Source organism: Pararobbsia alpina (assembly GCF_902859895.1).
In the GTDB taxonomy this organism is placed as follows: Bacteria; Pseudomonadota; Gammaproteobacteria; order Burkholderiales; family Burkholderiaceae; genus Pararobbsia; species Pararobbsia alpina.
Window position 1 is genome coordinate 25,016 of the sequence record NZ_CADIKM010000002.1, and the last position, 16,484, is coordinate 41,499.

Sequence of the window (16,484 nt, forward strand, 5' to 3'; positions counted from 1 at the left end):
GGCGCTAGCGCGTCCTTCTCGCAATATCCCGCCGTACGATCTCGGCCTCATCCGGCTTCGTCCGCGTACGCACGCCCGGCAAACGCTCGCCGAACACGCGCACCGCCTCGCGATACACCTTCGCGGTACTCGCTGCCTTGACGGATATATCGAATCCGCTGCGGGCATACGCGTGGCAAGCCTCCGCCGAAGGCAAGCGCAAATGCCCGCGCAATGCGTCGATGATGCCGGCCGCCAATGCGTTCGCACCGAAATTCGGCAACACGAGATCGGGTGACAGGCCGCAAACCGCTTCGGGCAGCCCGCCAACCGGCGTCACGAGCACGGGCGTACCGGTTGCGAGCGATTCGATGGTCGTCAGTCCGAACCCTTCGAGCGCAACGGTCGGTACGATCGAGAGATCCGCCGCGCGATAGACGAGCGGCAGCTTGTCATCCTCGATACGCCCAAGCAGCTTCACATGATCGCCTAAGCCAAGATCGTCGATACGCTTGTGCAACGCGCCGGAAAGCGCGCCGCCGCCGACGATCACCAGCATTGCGTCGGGTACCGTATGCCGGACCTGACGAAAGCTGTCGATCAGATCCTCGATCCCCATGCGCCGTGCAAGCCGCCGGACCGTCACGACGATCGGCCGGTCCGTCGGCAGATCGAATACCGCACGCGCCGCATCGCGCGTTGCCCTGATCTCGAAGCGGGAGACGTCGACACAGCCCGGAATCAAGCGAATCACTTCGTCCGGAATGCCGAAACGCGCCTGCAGCACATCGCGAAACGCACTCGAGAGCACGATGATCCGCGTCGAGCGCCGATACACGGCACCCTCGAGCACCGTCTTCGCGAGCGCGCTGAAGCTCGAACCCGCACTGCCCCGCTCGACCTCTGTCTCCGCCGACCACGGGCCTTGGAAATGCGAGACAAGCGGCCGCCCCTTGTACAGGTCGAGGCCCGGCGCTCCATAGAGCGCGAAATGCGAGACGACCAGATCGGGATCCGTTTCCTTCAGCGAACGCCGGACTTCGCGACGCACGCTGCGCAGCCGGGTCAGCAGCGACGCTTCGGGCGGCGCGAACGCGCGCACGACACCGTTCGAGGCCGCCTCGACCCGCGAACTGCCCGCGACAAGGCCATGCACATCGACCCCCACGGCCGGCAGCGCGTCGATCAGGTTCTGGTAGATCCGGTCGAGGCCGCCCGGCCGCTCCGCAAACCAGTGCAAGCCCAACTGCAATGTCGTGATACGTTGCTCTTTCATCAGATCGATCCCGTATTTCGTTGCGTCACCTTGGCATCGCCCGGCAACGTCCGATAGTCAGGTCTGGCGGCAAGGCGTCGATACAGCGCAAGGTATCGTTCGCCCATGGAATCCCAACCGAGGGTCAGCGCGATGCGTCGCGCGGCCTCACCCATTGCGCGGGTTCGCGCAGGTTCGGCCACGAGGTGTTCGATCGCGGCCGCCAGGCCCGCCGCATCATTCGGATCGTCGAGGACGACGCCGCACGACGGATCGATCACCTCGGCGCCGCCCGCCGATTTCGCTGTCACGACCGGCAAGCCGGAGGACAGCGCTTCGAGCAGGACGAGGCTCATCGCCTCGTAGCGAGACGGGAAGACAAACGCATCGACCGACCGCATCACGACAGGCATCGTCTTGATCATCCCGAGAAAATGCACGCGCGACACCAGCCCGCGTTCGGCAACCGTCGCCGCGTACGGGTTCTCACCCGAGATATCGGCCGCGACCGCGACATGAACGTTCGCGGGCAGGCGTTCGAGCGCATCGAGCACCGTATCGAGATTCTTGCGGCTCACGCGCAAGTCGCCGGCGAACAGCAGCATGAACACATCGACGGGCAACGCAAAACGCGCGCGTTCCGACTCGCCAGGCCGGAATTCGCCTGTGTCGACACCGTTGTGAATCACATGCATCGCCTCGGTGTCGATGCCATGCGCGGCGACTTCGCTTGCAACCTTGTGCGAGACGGGCACGACCACGCGCGTATGCCGGAATGCCCAGCGTTCGAGCTGCGCATTCAAGTGGTTGAACATGACCTGATAGGCCTGGCTCATCGAGCCGAACAGCTTGAATGGATAGAAGCCGCTGCGCAGGAAACCCTGGTGGACGAAATGAACCGTGTTCACATCGCCCCTCGCCCACGCGATAAAGCCGTTCAGATGAACGATGTCGAACTCGCGGCGATGGCGCGCGAGCCACCGGCCGGCGCGCACCGCGAAGCTCTGGTACTGGAGCAGACGCGTCGGCAGACGGCCGACCGGTATCTCGATCCAGCGCACGCGCGGATTATCGAGCAGCGCGGGTTCGACGCGCGAGGCAACGAGTGTGATGTCGTAGCCCGCGGCGAGCGCGGCCTCGACGATCTCGAGATTGACTCGCCCCTGGCCGTCATTGCGCGCAACGGCATGCGTGACAATCGCGATTATCATTTGGACTCCACTGGAGCCGCCAGGCCTTGCCGGATCGCGCGTCGGCCGATCACGGGCAGGATCACGCTGATATAAAAGAACATGCCCGTCAGGCCCGTCAGCATATTCGCGGAGATCAGCATGGCGAGCAGCCCGATGCCGATGCCGACACCGGAAGAGGCCATGCGGTCCTTGCGGATCCGGCAGGCGCAGACGAACGCACGCGCGAGGAGCCAGAGTACACCGCCGCTGAACAGCAGCGAGCCCGGCCAGCCGAGCACGAACGGAATTTCCATGAGGCCGCTATCGAACACGCTCATTTGACTGCCCCGCGGACCCGAATCGAGTTTGGTCGCCGCACCGGTCGAGCCAAGCCCCTGACCCGCGATATCGGTCAACGCCGTATCGAGGAAGTTCGCATAGAACGCGCTGCGATCGGCGAAGCTGCTGTCGTTTCCCAAGTCTCCGATCGACTGAACGCGCTTGAGCACCGGTTCGGCGATCTTGTCGATCGACATCAGCGGCAAGGTCAGCACGGCGAGTGCCAGCGCGCTACCGATCAGGCGCACGCGCATGCGCAGCTTCAGGCCGAGGAGTGGGAACATCAGGCCGATCACCAGACCGCCCCAGGCAGTCCGTACCGACGTCAGCAACAGACTGGTCAGCACCGCACAGGCAGCGATCGCGCGAAGCTTGCCGCTGTCGGCCATCAGGAACAGCAGGCAGACCATCGCCGTGACTGCATAAGGTCCGCTCGAATTCATCGTGCTTGCCACGCGGATGCCGAATGGCACCGGGTCGCCCTCGGACTTCATCTGCGAACTGATGAGCCAGAACACATCCCATGGAGGCATCACCACGAACTCGATGACGCCGTAGGTGCCCATCACCAGCGCACCGAATTTGAAAGTCCTCATCAATACGCGCCGGAACTCGCCATAGCGCCACCAGTGAATCAGCAGGTGGAAGCCGATGAGCGGCGGTAGCAACCACTGCGTCATCGCGTACGTGGCAGGCAGTGGGCCGGCTCGCACCACGCCAACCGCGTAACCGTAAAGCACACCCAGGATCGCCAGCATCAGGGGCATCGCGCGGCGCTGGGCGAGCACGCGATGGTAGCGAAGCACGCCGAGGCAGCTCAGCGCCGCGACCATCAGCGGCGCCACGATGATCGGGCTGGACTGGGTGAACGTGCCGTTGAAGTAGTCGGCCAGACGGCGCACCTCCGGCGACAGGAACATGAGCCAGCAGACGAAGGCGAGCCAGTGCACGGGATGAGTCCGGTAGAGCAGGACGCCGACGAGCAGCGAGGCGATTGGATAGAACAGCTGGAGCAGGCGGCCCTGGTGTGCGGCGATCAGCAACAGCGTCACGCCGAACAGGAGTGCAGCGGGGAAAGCCGGACTGGCGACCACTACGCGCCAGCCGCGCAGCCGCCGGGGTTCCTCGACGTGCTGCGGCGCCCACGCCCGCTGCGCGAGCAGCGCACCCGGAAAGCGGCGGCCCCATGCGTCGTGTGGTGTCACATGAGTGGACTGCGCCTCGATCTCGTGCTGGACCGAAAGCGTGCCAGAGCCGGCATAACGCGCGCGAGCCGGGTCATGCACCCGCATCATCTCGGTCCCGCGTGGTATTGATAGGTGTACGCGTATTCATAGCCATGCTGGCCGCGATTGCCCGGTACCGCATTGAACACACCGCCGAGCACGCGTGCGCCCGCGCGGTCGAGGCGCTTGAGTGACTCGGCGATCTCGCGTTCGGTATGCGCGCCCGAACGCAGCACCATGACGGTCATGCCCGCGATGTGCGCGATCAGCGACGCATCGGTCACGGCGAGTACCGGCGGCGTATCGATCAGGATGATGTCGTAGTCGGTCTCGAGTTCTTCGAGGCACTGCCGCAGCCGCGGCGTCATCAGCAGTTCGGACGGGTTCGGCGGATGCGCGCCGCTGCCGATGAAGTGCAGGTTTTGCATGCCGGTCGTCACGAGCGCCTCGTGCGGATCGATTTGTCCGGACAGCAGTTCGGAGAGACCCCGGCCGCCGCGGCGGCCGAAGTAGTCGCCAAGGTGACCGCGGCGCAGATCAGCATCGACGAGCAGCACGCGCTTGCCGGCTTCGGCCATCAGCACCGCGAGGTTGACGGCCAGGAAGCTCTTGCCGACCGATGGCCCGGGCCCGGTCAGCGCGACCACGCGGTTTGGCGCATCGGCGAGGCCGAACTGAAGCGCCGTGCGGAAATTGCGCAGGGCCTCGACGGTCATGTCATGCGGGAACTGACGGGTCAGCAGCGGTAGGCCGATGCCATCGCGCGTGCGATCATCGGCCTCACGCACCACCATGCCGCGCACATTGAAGCGCGGCGTGCCATTGGTCAGCAGCGGCCGCGGCGGGGTGCGCGGCAACGCACTCGCGCCGTCAAAACGAGCCTGCTCGACGCTGTACGAGATCGAGCCGAAGATGGGCAGATGCAGGCTGCGCTCGACCTGATCAGGATCGTCGACACCGCTGAAAAAGTTCTGACGGACAAAGGCGAACAGGCAGCCGACGATCAGCCCGAACATGACCGCGCCGCTGATGATCAGCGCGCGATTCGGCTTGATCGGCACCGACGGGCGCAGGGCCTCGTCGACGACGTGCACATTGCCGATCGTGCCCGCGCGGTTGACCGAGAGCTCCTGCGTCTTGTTCACGAGCTGGACGTAGACTTCCTCGGCGACCTTCGCATTGCGTTCGAGCGCGACGGCCGCCCGCTGATCGGCCGGCATGCCATTGAAGCGGGCATCGAGACGTGCCTTTTCTCCACCGAGCTGGGCAAGCTGGGTGTCGATCGAACGCACGACGTCGGAATTCTCGGTGAAACGCTGAAGCAGCTGCGTGCGTTGCAGGCGCAGCTGGGACATCTGCTGCTCGTACTGGATACCGCCTGCGAGGTAGGTCTGCGCCTCGTTCGTCGGCGCCATCGATCCGGACTCTGCACGGTATTCCGCGAGCGCCGCCTCGGCCTTCTCGAGATCGGCCTTGAACTTCGGCACTTCGCCGTTCAGGAACGTCAGCATGCGACTCGACTCTTCCTGTTTGCGCGACAGATGCTCGGCGACGAACGAGGCGGTCGCCGCATTGATGATGTCGGTGATCTGCTGCGGGTCGGCGCCGTCGAGCGAGATCTGCAGCACACCGGTGTCCTTGCCGCGTTCGACGACGCGCAGGCTGTCGGCGAGCCCGGTGACCGCGGTGAGCTCGTTCTGCTTGACCACGGTGAAATACGTGCCGGGCCGCCCGACGAGCGTGCTCACGTGCAGCGACACCCCGTTGCCGTGTTCGAACTGGCCGACGGCACCGTCGAGCAACACACGGCCGGACGGATCAGAGAGTTCGTAGCGCTCGCCTGGCAGCGCCTTGAGTTTGAGCAGCGCGCCCTCGAGCGCACGCGGTACGTCGATCGAATCGACATGGATTTCTTCGCCACCCCAGGCGTATTGATTGAGCCCGAACCAAGGCCGCGCGAGTCCCGTGCCGCGGTAGAGCTTGTCCGTGATCGTGCCGATCAGCGGCGGCGAATCCGGCCATGCGCCGAAGTTGAGCTGGAATTGATTGACAACCTGGCCGAGCACCGAGCGGCTCTTGAGCAACTCGATCTGCGCATCGGTGGTGAGCGGTTGGGTGGGGGTGGCCTGGCCCGTCGGGTTGGTCAGGCCGACCATGTTCTGCGCGGCCGGTTCGACTTGCAACAAGGCGTCGGCCGAATAGATCTTCGTCTGCAGGATTGCAAAGAGGGTCGCAAGCAGCGTAATGACGAGCGTAATCGCAAGAATCCACCAGACCTGGCGGCGCAGGATGCCGAAGAGGTCGCCGAGCACGAATTCGTCATCGTCATCACGCTGGGTCGCGAAATGTGCGTACTGAGGCGGCGCCTGGGGCGGGACGCTTGACGGCGGTGCGTGCAAAAGATAGGGCCTGTTCACGTTCATCACCTCTGTTTCATCTACTGCATCGGCTCGCGCAGCCCGCGCGCCTCGTCGCGCGCGGGGGCCGCTGTCGTCGTTACGCAATACGCCATGCGCCACATCGAGCCGAATACTCAGACTACAAACGGCTCAGTAGTTGCCCGGGAAAACCAGCGCCTTCGTATAGAAGAGCGTGGCCAGTGACGGCGTAATCTGCTCGAGTACCCGGTTGAAACGCACCGCACTCGACGTGCCGACATAAACGACGTCGAGCGGCTGCAGCGCGAACTGCGTCTGCAGCAACAGGGCGTCGATCTGCGTCATGTCGAGACGATAGACCGTCGGTTTCTGGAGATTCTCGGCGGCACCGCGGATCACGTAGATCTGGCGCGGATCGGCCGCGCGCACGTCGATGCTGTTGACGCTCGCCAGCGCATCGGCAAGCGTGAGACCCGCGCGGGCGATCTGCACGGTCTGTGGCTTGGTGACTTCGCCGAGCACGAACACACGTGCGTCGCTGCGGTCAGGTACGTTGACCACATCGCCGGCCTTGAGCAGCACGTTCTCTTTCATGCGGCCGTGCTCGAGGATGGACTGGGCGTCGATCGTCATGGTCTTGCCGTCGCGCGTCAGGTGCAGGCGCGAAAGATCGGCATTGGTCGTTTCGCCACCCGCCCGCGCGATCGCGTCGACAAGCGTCAGCGGCACATCGGTGACCGACATGGTGCCCGGATTCTTGACCTCGCCGGTCATCTGCACACGCTGGCTCCGGTAGGCGAGCACGCGGACATCGACCTGCGGATCTCGGATGTTCTTGCCGAGCAGCTTGACGAATTTCTCGCGCACGGTCTCGATCGACATGCCCTCGACCTTCACGCGGCCAAGTGTCGGGAAGAAAATCGCACCGTCGGAACCGACGCGATGGCCATTGCTGTCGGCCGGCACGATATTCGAGGTCGGCAGCGGCGGTGCGCCGACGACGCTCTCGGGAACCGAGGTTGGCGAGGTTGAAGACAGTTCGGGGTGGTCCCAGACCGTCACGCCGAGGATGTCGTCCGTGCCGATCTTGTAGTCCCACTTGGTCATGTCGCTCGGCAGGCTGCTCGCCTGTTCGACCGCGACCTTGCGGACCTGCTGCATGATCACGTCGGCCGTGATCTGCTGGACCGGATAGACCTCGGTCGTCGGCCTTGCGTCGAGGTCATCCTGGAGCCGTGCCTTGTCGAGCCACGGACCCGGCGCGCAGGCGGCCAGCAGAGTGGCCAGGCACGTTACCGCAACGGTTGTTCTGATCAACATAGTCTGCCCGCCCTGAACTTTATGGTTGTATAAGTGGAAAGTCGACTGCGTGCCCTCTTTATCGACCTGCCTGCCTCCCATACCGCGAACTCCGGTGCCGCGCGTTGCGCAAGCCGTTTCCACCCGTTCCTCAGGCGCCGTCAGCTTCACTGCTCTGTTCGCGCCGATTGCGCCTGCCTGTCTTTCACTGCCGCCTTTTGCATCACGGTCGTTCAGGCCGTGCTTTGCGCCGGCCCCCGCCGGCGATCCGGCGTGCGGCAGGCCGCGCGCATCGCGCGCGCGCCGATTCTCATTTTGAGGAAGGGCTCGCGCCAGCCCGCGCCGCTCAGCGCAAGCAGCGTCGCGCGTAGCACACCGGGGTCGGCGCGGTTACCGAGCGCGAGCGAATACACCATGAACGCGATGCGGCCCGCCGGCGAAAGATGCTCGCAAAGCGTGAACCGCAAATTGAACGACGCGTTGAAATAGGCGGCTTCGTTGAGCACGAACCGCTGGTCGTCATCGCCGCGTACCGCTGGAAAATGGTCGACCTGCACCGCCGGGTCGTACACCAGCTTCCATCCGCGCCGCCGTACCGCGAGCGAGAACGCCAGGTCGTTGTGAACCTGGGCGCCGCTGCCGAGCAGACGTGTATCGAAACGCAGCCCCTCGATCGCATTGCGCCGCCAAGCCATGTTTACGCCCTTGAGGATCGAGACTTCGCGCGGCGCGCCACTGCCGAGATGGTGGTTGCCCACGACGCGCCCATACCAGCTCAGGAGGCCCACCTCGCGCACCTCTCCAGCAAGCACCGTGCCGCGTTCGTGGATGAAATCGCGGCCGCCGACGCCGCCGAGTTGCATATCATCCATGAAATGCGCGCGGATGCGTTCGACCCAGTCGCGATGCGGCGCGGCATCGTCGTCCGTGATCAGGATCAGCTCGTGGCTTGCTTCGCGCAGCCCGCAATTATTCGCCGCGACCTGGCCGGGCTCGCCGACCCATGCCACGCGCAGGCCGTTCACGGCGCGTACCCCAAGCCAGCGATCGAGTACCGCGCATGTCGGCGCGTCTTCGCGGCGTGCGATCACCACCACTTCGTCAGCGGGATGAGACTGCGCAGCGAGCGCCGCCAGACACCGTTCGAGATCGTCCGGACGGCGAAAGGTCGGTACCAGAACCGAGGTTTTCATCGACTTTCTCTTTTCCTAGTGCGCATATGCCGTACACAATGGCGCGAACTACCCACTGCGTCGGTTCGGTCTCGTACGCAAACTCTGGGGATTCCGGGACAGAAATGACACGGGACGGGGTAAAACCCGCTCCCGGCGCGATCATCAGTAGGCGTTGCTGCCCGTGAAGCCTTTGAGCAGGGTGATCAGCACAATCTTGATGTCGAACCAGAACGACCAGTACTGGATATAGAACAAATCGAACTTCACCCGCGCTTCCATCTTCTCGACACGCGTCGTTTCGCCACGATAGCCATTGACCTGCGCCCAGCCGGTGATGCCGGGTTTGATCCGGTAGCGGAACATATACCCGTCGACCAGATTCTTGTAGAGATCGTCGTGCTCGAGCGCATGGGGCCGCGGTCCGACAACCGACATCTGGCCGAGCAGCACGTTGAAGAACTGCGGCAATTCGTCGAGGCTCGTGCGGCGCAGGAAAGCACCGACGCGCGTGATGCGCTTGTCTTGGCGGCCGGCCTGGGTGAGCTGGCCCGGCGCTTCCTCATGCACGCGCATCGTACGGAACTTGAAGATCTCGAACTGATGACCGTCGATACCCTTGCGCCGCTGGCGGAACAACACCGGGCCCGGCGATGAGCATTTGACCGCGATCGCGATCGCGAGCAACACGGGGGTAAGCAGCAGCAATACGCCGAACGCGAACAGGCTGTCGAACACACGCTTGGGCCACATCTCGAGTTCGGTCACCGGCGCGGCCGCGAGGTTGATCGTCGGGATGCCCAGGATATCGACCAGTGAATGGTTGTACAGCGACAGGCTGCGTGTGTCCGGCATGAAACGCAAGTTCACGAAGTCGTTACGAAACTCGTGCATGAAACGCAGTAGCAAACGTTCGTTTGAAAGCGGCACTGCCAGCCAGATCTCGCCGATGCGCGCTTCGCGGACCTTGCTCACCAGGCGAGAAAACTCGCGCAGCACAGGTACGCCGTCGATCGTCTGTGTATCGCTGCGCGGCAGGTCGGTCAGCGTTTCGTCGTCTTCCGGCTCATAGACCATCGCCGGCTGGAATCCTGCCTGGGACTGAGCACGCAAATGATTCAGAATCGAACGGCTGTGGCTTTCGGCGCCGACCACCACCACGCGCTTCTGGTTCAGGCCGCTGCGGCGCACGCGCCGGAGCACCAGATGGACCGTGACTTTCACGAAGACCAGCAAGGCGAGCGCGAGCAGGGTCGTGCCGCCGAACCACAGGCGCGAGACGACATCGGAGCGGTGCAGCGAAAAGATCAGCATCAGCGCGATGCAACTCGCCGCGAGCCACGCACCGGCCACACGCCAGGCGAGGCCGGACAGCGGCTTGCCGCGCCACGACTGATAGACCCCGAACGCGGGGAAGATCAGCAGCACGAGGGCACAGTCGAACGCGATCAGAAGGGTGTCAGCATCGCTCCAGGCCGACTCGACGTGATAGCCGAAACGCAGCCAATGGACGAAGATCGCGGAGAATGCGACGATCAGCACGTCGCTCACGCGTGCGATAAGTCCAAACATGAAGTTTCCTTGTCAGAGGTCGCGCGACTTTAGGCGGCATGCGACCGTATGGCCCCGAGAAGGCTTCAGTTCATGTATTGAGGGCGTGCGTAACGCGGCAGCAGGCGGTCGAATTCCCGCTTGACGATGCCGTAGCATTCACATGCCTTTTCTTCGAGTCCAGGACGATCAAGTACCGTGATGTGACCGCGGCTGTGATGGATCAGACCGGCTTCCTGAAGCTTGCCAGCGGCCTCGGTCACACCTTCTCGGCGTACCCCGAGCATATTGGCAATCGTTTCTTGCGTGACTGTGAGTTCGTTGGTCGAGAGGCGGTCCACCGTCAGCAGCAGCCAGCGGCAGAGTTGGCGCTGGAGCGCGTGGTGGCGGTTGCAGGCGGCGGTCTGCGCGATCTGTGTCATAAGCGCTTGCATATACAACAACATCAGCCGATGCATGAACGGCGACTGCTGGAATTGCTGCTTGAAAGCGATGGCGCTGATCCGATAGCCGAAGCCCGCGCTATGCACTTGCGCACGGCTGGGCATCGTTTCGCCGCCAGTAAGCACTGGCACTCCGACTACACCTTCGTTGCCGACCGCCGCGATCTCGACCGATCCGCCGTTTTCCATCGTATACATCAGGGACACGATGGCCGTCGTTGGGAAATAGAGGTGAGTGATCTTTTCGCCGTGATCCGAAAGGACCTGTCCGCGTTGCAGGCGCACGATTTCGAGCTGATTGGCAAACTTTTGCCATTCATCCGTGGGTAAAGCAGCGAGCAAGTGATTCTCGCGGACATCGCCTCGTAGTTGGATCATCGCAGTTCCCGAATTGGCCATTGAATATTGCGTTCGGTATGTCGTCCCTCTCGAGGGGCCGCTTCACCGATACGCTTGTAATTGGCCTACCTTAGCGATTCCTATGCCATGCGGCGGAAACCCGCGCCCGGCGTGAACGCCCTGCCCTGCACTATGCGATTGATCCGGGAACTTCAAAAAAATGTTTCAAAAGTGAATCATGACGTCTGCGAGGCTGCAGAACCACAATGGGTAAGGACGCCCGGAAACGGTCCGAACGACCATTTGAATCCGTGTAAGAAATATGTGGATAGGAGCTGGCATTGCAGCGAAATGTGAATTCAGGCGGGTTTTTCGGAAAAACTGGCGATTCGATCTCCAGGAGACTGGTAATAAAATCTCCTCTTCGAAAGTCCAAAAAACGATGCAATTCTGTTCCACGGCTAGGAGACAAAGAACATATCGCTCAGAATGTTCGGAGCCGTACAGAACAAATGAATCGCCTACTGAGAAACCCAAGGGCCCGTGAATCCGTTCGAAACCGTCGCTCCACTTCGAAGCCGTTCAGCCGTGCTCGGCGCGCGCGCGTGCGGATAGGGTGAAGTTCAGCTGCTCGTTGAGCGTCCCGGTCTCCTGTGCGCCGCTGGAAGGCGCCGCACCGTCGAAATCCGCGAAATACTTTTCGGCCTGCTCGAACACACGCTCGCGTGCGGTTCGCGCGACCAGCGAATGGTCGATCTTGTCGAGCGCCTCGACGCGGATATGGCTATAGCGGCGCAAACGGCTGCCACCACGACCGAAAAACGTATGCAGTTCTTCGAGCCCGCGGTTGAATCTGCCGTAGATGAGCCGCACTTCGACGCCCTTGCGGTCCAGCTGAGCGGCAAGCGACTGGGCGCGCCCGGTTGTGCCGAACTGCACTTTCACCACATCGTGAGCGAGATTCGCTACCGCGATGCCGGCCCGTTTCGCCAGCCGGCCGCCGACTATGCGCAGCTTGGCCCGGACATGGCTGCGTCCTCGCAGCACATTGAGCCATTTCTCGATGCTGCGCGCCGAGCGCATATAAAGCTGCATTGACTGGCCCTGCTTTCCCAGCATCTGTTCGAGCGTTTGATTGTCGGCCCAGATAAAGCGCTGGAGGTTCACGGCCATCACGCAGTCGATATGCGGCGAGACAGCGGCCGCGTGGATGCCGAGATAAGCGCCCGAACAGATGCCGAACAGCGCGACGCTCGGATAACCGTAGCCGGCAAGCCAGTCGGCGGCGTGCGCGACGTCTTCGATCGCGCGGCTGCTGTAAAGCGGCGTCTTGGTGTCGACCCAGTTCGCCGATGGCGTCTCGCCGACGCCGCTGACGTCGAGCCGCACGGATGTGATGCCCTGCGTCGCGAGGCGCCGCGCAAACACGACCGCGAGCCGTCCATCGCCGACATGGTAGTTCGCACCGGTATTGAGGATCACCACGAGTGGTCCGCGCCGGCTGCCCGACACAGGCTCGCAGAGCACGCCATACAGCTCGCGCTCAGGCGAACCGTCGACGCCGTCGATGCGCAATGGCATCTCGCGTGTCTCACCCGACAGGATGCGGGCGGGCAACGGTTCGACACGCGCGGCGAAGCGGCGCTCGGGCATGCCGACCTGGACCCACAGGACCAGATGGTCGAAGGCGGTGCGCGGATCGCACGCATAGATCGATTCGACCATCAGGTCCATATATTCGGCGAACGGCCGGAGTTCGACCTCCGAGCCAAGTTCGAGATAGCGGGCCGCAAGGCGTTCGCCCTCGCGACCGAACGGATCGAGGATCAGGATCCGCGGCGCGGGACGCTCGTTCGTCCCGACGAGGTTGATCGAATGAATCTGATCGAGCGTCTCGCGATAAAGTCGATGGCCCAGGGTGTCCTGAAAGTCCTCGCCTTCGCCCGGCTCGGTCTCGACGTCGACTTCGGCACGCCAGTTCTTGTGCAGGACCTTGAGTTCGCGTAAATAAGACCGGCCGCCCACGACCGGGGCGAGCAGCACGAGTCCGGCAAGCGCCTCGTCATCCTTGAGCACCTGGCTCGCGAGCGCAGCGAGGGTCGCGCCGAAGCGCAATCCGACGAGCACGATCTCGCGCACACCCGTGATCTCGCGGAGCTTGCGGGTCGCGGCGATCACATTGCCGACCCACATCTCGAGTCGCGCGGGGTCGTCGTCGCTGCCGGCCGAATCTCCCGTGCCGTGATAGTCGAAGCGCAGGGTCGGCATGCCATTGCGCGCGAGCTGGCTCGCGAGGCGGAGCATCGACTTGTGCGACCACATCGCCTCGTGGCCCAGCGCTTGGCAAAGCACCACACCGCGCGTCCCTGGCGCATCGTGCAGCCATCCCATACAACCATCGAACACGATCGGATTCATCACAGCCCTCGGTACTCGAGCCCTTGCAAGCCATTGAGCGCGCGAATCTCGCCGGCCGGCGCGCGGGCGGCCGGATCGCGAGCCTTCAGGCGGACGCGCCTGGCGCGGCCCGGCGTCAGGTGAAAGAAGTTGTCTTCCGCGGTGTAGTGCCGATCGACGATCTGGACAAAGCGCGCAAAACGGCGCGTCCGCAGCACGAGGGTCCAGCCGTCCTCGGGCGTACGCTCGAGTTCGGCACTCATCCCGAGTTCGACCGGCGCGCCGAGCGCGCGCTCCGGCAGATGGCTCGCCTCGTCGATCAGCATGCCCGTGGCCACATCGTGCAGCGTGACCACTGTCACATCGTGCTCGCGCGGTCCGAAACGGTAGGCGTAGGTGAAATCGAAGAAGCGTCCGAGCACCGCGGCAGCGCTGAGGTGCACGCTCGAATGTGGCTCGACCACGACTTCCGTGTGCGCGTGCACGAGCGTCGTCTCGCCGTTGCGCAGGCTGCTCAGTCCGAGGCGCGCCTTGAGCGGCGTCGGCCGGTCGTTGACGATGTGCAGGTGCAGCCCGTTCAATCCTTCATCGGTGATCAGCAGCTGCACCGGCTTGAAAACCGACTTCATCGCATACCAGGCGGCCTTCGGCCGTCCGTCGACACTGATCACGCCCCAGCCCGCACCCGCCCTGAGATCCTGCAGTTGCCAGACGAGCCCGCCCGCACATGAAGAACCATGACGGCGCCATTCGCTGAAGACTTCGGTAACAAGCTCGACGCTGACGGCACGCGAGGCGTGCAGATAGCGGCGCGTGTCGGTGAGGCGCTCGACAACGGGATCCAGGCCATAGAGGGTCTGCAGATAGTAGTCGCGGACTTCCTCAAAATCCCAGTCGGCGCCGTTGTCGCGCGGCACGCCGGTCTTCCATTGCGGGGATCCCGGCACCACGCCCGGCATCAGCACGGCAAGGGACTCTTGCGCCGGCACGTTCGACAGGGCCAGGCACTCCGAGGCAAAACGTACGTGCGACCGGCGCACATCGTCGAAGCCGCGGCGGTAGGCGCCGACGCCGTAGTAGTGCGCGACCGAGGTATCGGGCTGGAACGGCAGTGCGCCGCCGCTCGGCGAATTCGGTACGTAGACGAGATCGGGCCGATAGCGCGCCACGAGCGCGGACAGGCGTTCGGTGAAGAAGTCTGGCAATGCGGCACGCGTCTCGACACCGAACATCGCCGCCTGCTGGGCGATCTCGCTGCCGCCGCAGATCACCGCGAGCGATGGATTGGCCTGTGTGCGCAGCAGCAGTTGCTCGACTTCGGCGCTGACGTCCGCTGCGAACAGCGGATCCTCGGCCGGGTAGTCGAAGTTCGCGAACATCATGTCTTGCCAGACCAGGATGCCGAGTTCATCGCAGAGTTCGAAGAAGGGGTTTGCCTCGTAGGTCATCACGCCCGCGATGCGCACCATGTTCATATGCGCGTCTCGGGCGGCGCGCAGCCAGGGCTCGTAGGCTTCGCGCGTGGAAGGCAGCGCGACGAGGTCGGCGGCACTCCAGCAGGCGCCGCGGCAGAACACGCGTACGCCGTTGACGATCAGCGCGAAGTCCGCCTCGTCTTCGCCACGGTCGACTTCGATCGTTCGGAAACCGACCCGTCCGAGGTCGAAACGGCCGCCGCCGATCTCGACCGACAGATCGTGCAGCGTCGATTCGCCATGGGTATGCGGCCACCAGAGCCGGACCTCCGGCATGTGCAACTCGCCTTCGAACACATTCGAGTCGACGCGATGCATTGCGTCCTGCCGATCGCCGCAGATCATCGAGACAAAGGTCGCGCCGTTCTGTCGCCTACCGCCCGAGCAGGTCTGCAGGGCGAGGCGCGAGGCGCGCAACTCGACGCGCAGGTTCACGATGCCAACACCGTCGACGACACGCGTCTCGATATCGACGTGCGAGATCCATTGTTGCTGAAGATCGACCAGTGCAACCTGGCGCCATGGGCCAACTGCCGGCACGGGTGCACACCAGCCGGGCATCCGGCCGAGCGCGGTGCTGCGCAAGCTGCGCAGCGCGGGCGCCGTGATCAGACGCTGGCGCCAGCGCTGGCGCCGCAGGGGCGGGGCACTCAGCGCTCTGAACACCATGTGAATCGTATGCTCGTGCTGCGCGTCATCGCCGAGATCGAGTTCGAGTTCATGCGCGGCGAACATATTGCGCGCCTGGAGACGCTGAACGCCGTCCACCCAGATCTCCGCAAGGGTCGCAAGGCCGTCGCAACGAAGCATATGGACGCCCGTGCCCGCGAAGCGGCAGACATACCACCAGTCGCGGCCGTCAAGGTCGTCGCACGCGAGCGGACCTTCGCCGTCCCAGCGGCCCGCGTCACGCAAGGCTTGGGCGACCGTACCGGGCACCGGCGCCGGAATCCAGTCGTCGTCGGCGCGCAGCATCTGCGGGGTCGCACACGCGCCGGCGGGGGTGCCGAGCAATTGCCAGCCGCGCTCGAGCGGCACGATGATGTCGACAGGGCGTGGGCGAGGAAGACGCGCCAGTGCGGACAGGGGCAACTCAGCGGTGCGGGGAACATCCGATCGATCCGGCGCCGGCGCGTCTGACTCGCCTGGCATTTCCGAGGAAGGGTCAGCCGGCTTCCCAATGGCGCTGGCAACACTCGTGACGCCGGAGATCTCCTGCCTCAGGCTCGGGGACTTGCTGCTATCGGGTTGAATGCCCCACTGAGCGCTCACGGCAGGCCCCAGATGAAGGTCGGTCTGAATGATTCTTGAAGGCACGGCCGGTTCATTCAGCAAAACACTAGCCGACTGCCGCATGACGGCACGCGCCGCGACACGCACACGCGCGCGCCAGCGCTTTGAAGCCCCGTCGTGATTGGCGACTGTCATCCGCCCTTTCTCCCTGCAAAAACAGGCCAGT

10 protein-coding genes are annotated in these 16,484 nt (G+C 63.9%); all 10 read right to left on the reverse strand.

Going from position 1 to position 16,484, the window contains the following annotated elements; translation table 11 throughout:
• Positions 1-4 precede the first annotated feature (4 nt).
• The 10 genes from HV670_RS02300 to HV670_RS02345 all read right to left on the reverse strand — a co-directional run bounded on the left by HV670_RS02300 (position 5) and on the right by HV670_RS02345 (position 16,453).
• The gene (locus HV670_RS02300; RefSeq protein WP_175103033.1) at positions 5-1,255 is read right to left on the reverse strand and encodes a glycosyltransferase family 4 protein; all 1,251 of its coding nucleotides are present in this window, start codon (positions 1,253-1,255) and stop codon (positions 5-7) included.
• Positions 1,255-2,445, reverse strand: coding sequence for a glycosyltransferase family 4 protein (locus tag HV670_RS02305; protein ID WP_175103034.1), 1,191 nt, complete (start codon positions 2,443-2,445; stop codon positions 1,255-1,257). The genes HV670_RS02300 and HV670_RS02305 overlap by 1 nt, the downstream gene beginning before the upstream one ends.
• Positions 2,442-4,040 (reverse strand): O-antigen ligase family protein, encoded by a 1,599-nt coding sequence (locus HV670_RS02310; RefSeq protein WP_175103035.1) that lies wholly within the window; start codon positions 4,038-4,040, stop codon positions 2,442-2,444. The genes HV670_RS02305 and HV670_RS02310 overlap by 4 nt, the downstream gene beginning before the upstream one ends.
• Positions 4,037-6,394, reverse strand: coding sequence for a polysaccharide biosynthesis tyrosine autokinase (locus tag HV670_RS02315; protein ID WP_175103036.1), 2,358 nt, complete (start codon positions 6,392-6,394; stop codon positions 4,037-4,039). The genes HV670_RS02310 and HV670_RS02315 overlap by 4 nt, the downstream gene beginning before the upstream one ends.
• A gap of 126 nt (positions 6,395-6,520) precedes the next feature.
• On the reverse strand, positions 6,521-7,669 hold the full coding sequence (locus HV670_RS02320; protein WP_175103037.1) for a polysaccharide biosynthesis/export family protein: 1,149 nt from the start codon (positions 7,667-7,669) through the stop codon (positions 6,521-6,523).
• A gap of 212 nt (positions 7,670-7,881) precedes the next feature.
• On the reverse strand, positions 7,882-8,841 hold the full coding sequence (locus HV670_RS02325) for a glycosyltransferase family 2 protein (RefSeq protein WP_175103038.1): 960 nt from the start codon (positions 8,839-8,841) through the stop codon (positions 7,882-7,884).
• 144 nt (positions 8,842-8,985) lie between these two features.
• Positions 8,986-10,392 carry an undecaprenyl-phosphate glucose phosphotransferase gene (locus tag HV670_RS02330; RefSeq protein WP_175103039.1) on the reverse strand — a complete coding sequence of 469 codons (1,407 nt, stop codon included), beginning with the start codon at positions 10,390-10,392 and terminating at the stop codon, positions 8,986-8,988.
• 65 nt (positions 10,393-10,457) lie between these two features.
• Entirely contained in the window at positions 10,458-11,192 is a 735-nt protein-coding gene (locus tag HV670_RS02335; protein ID WP_175103040.1) for a Crp/Fnr family transcriptional regulator, read from the reverse strand.
• 543 nt (positions 11,193-11,735) lie between these two features.
• Positions 11,736-13,571, reverse strand: a complete 1,836-nt coding sequence (locus HV670_RS02340; protein WP_175103041.1) for an alpha/beta hydrolase family protein — start codon at positions 13,569-13,571, stop codon at positions 11,736-11,738.
• Positions 13,571-16,453 (reverse strand): glycoside hydrolase family 2 protein, encoded by a 2,883-nt coding sequence (locus tag HV670_RS02345; protein WP_175103042.1) that lies wholly within the window; start codon positions 16,451-16,453, stop codon positions 13,571-13,573. Before HV670_RS02345 ends, HV670_RS02340 begins: the two co-directional genes overlap by 1 nt.
• Positions 16,454-16,484 lie beyond the last annotated feature (31 nt).

What these genes read in the sequence shown, in the direction of transcription:
- HV670_RS02300 (WP_175103033.1), bottom strand. Translation starts at nt 1,255, where the DNA reads ATGAAAGAGCAACGTATCACGACATTGCAGTTGGGCTTGCACTGGTTT.
- HV670_RS02305 (WP_175103034.1), bottom strand. Translation starts at nt 2,445, where the DNA reads ATGATAATCGCGATTGTCACGCATGCCGTTGCGCGCAATGACGGCCAG.
- HV670_RS02310 (WP_175103035.1), bottom strand. Translation starts at nt 4,040, where the DNA reads ATGATGCGGGTGCATGACCCGGCTCGCGCGCGTTATGCCGGCTCTGGC.
- HV670_RS02315 (WP_175103036.1), bottom strand. Translation starts at nt 6,394, where the DNA reads ATGAACGTGAACAGGCCCTATCTTTTGCACGCACCGCCGTCAAGCGTC.
- HV670_RS02320 (WP_175103037.1), bottom strand. Translation starts at nt 7,669, where the DNA reads ATGTTGATCAGAACAACCGTTGCGGTAACGTGCCTGGCCACTCTGCTG.
- HV670_RS02325 (WP_175103038.1), bottom strand. Translation starts at nt 8,841, where the DNA reads ATGAAAACCTCGGTTCTGGTACCGACCTTTCGCCGTCCGGACGATCTC.
- HV670_RS02330 (WP_175103039.1), bottom strand. Translation starts at nt 10,392, where the DNA reads ATGTTTGGACTTATCGCACGCGTGAGCGACGTGCTGATCGTCGCATTC.
- HV670_RS02335 (WP_175103040.1), bottom strand. Translation starts at nt 11,192, where the DNA reads ATGATCCAACTACGAGGCGATGTCCGCGAGAATCACTTGCTCGCTGCT.
- HV670_RS02340 (WP_175103041.1), bottom strand. Translation starts at nt 13,571, where the DNA reads ATGAATCCGATCGTGTTCGATGGTTGTATGGGATGGCTGCACGATGCG.
- HV670_RS02345 (WP_175103042.1), bottom strand. Translation starts at nt 16,453, where the DNA reads ATGACAGTCGCCAATCACGACGGGGCTTCAAAGCGCTGGCGCGCGCGT.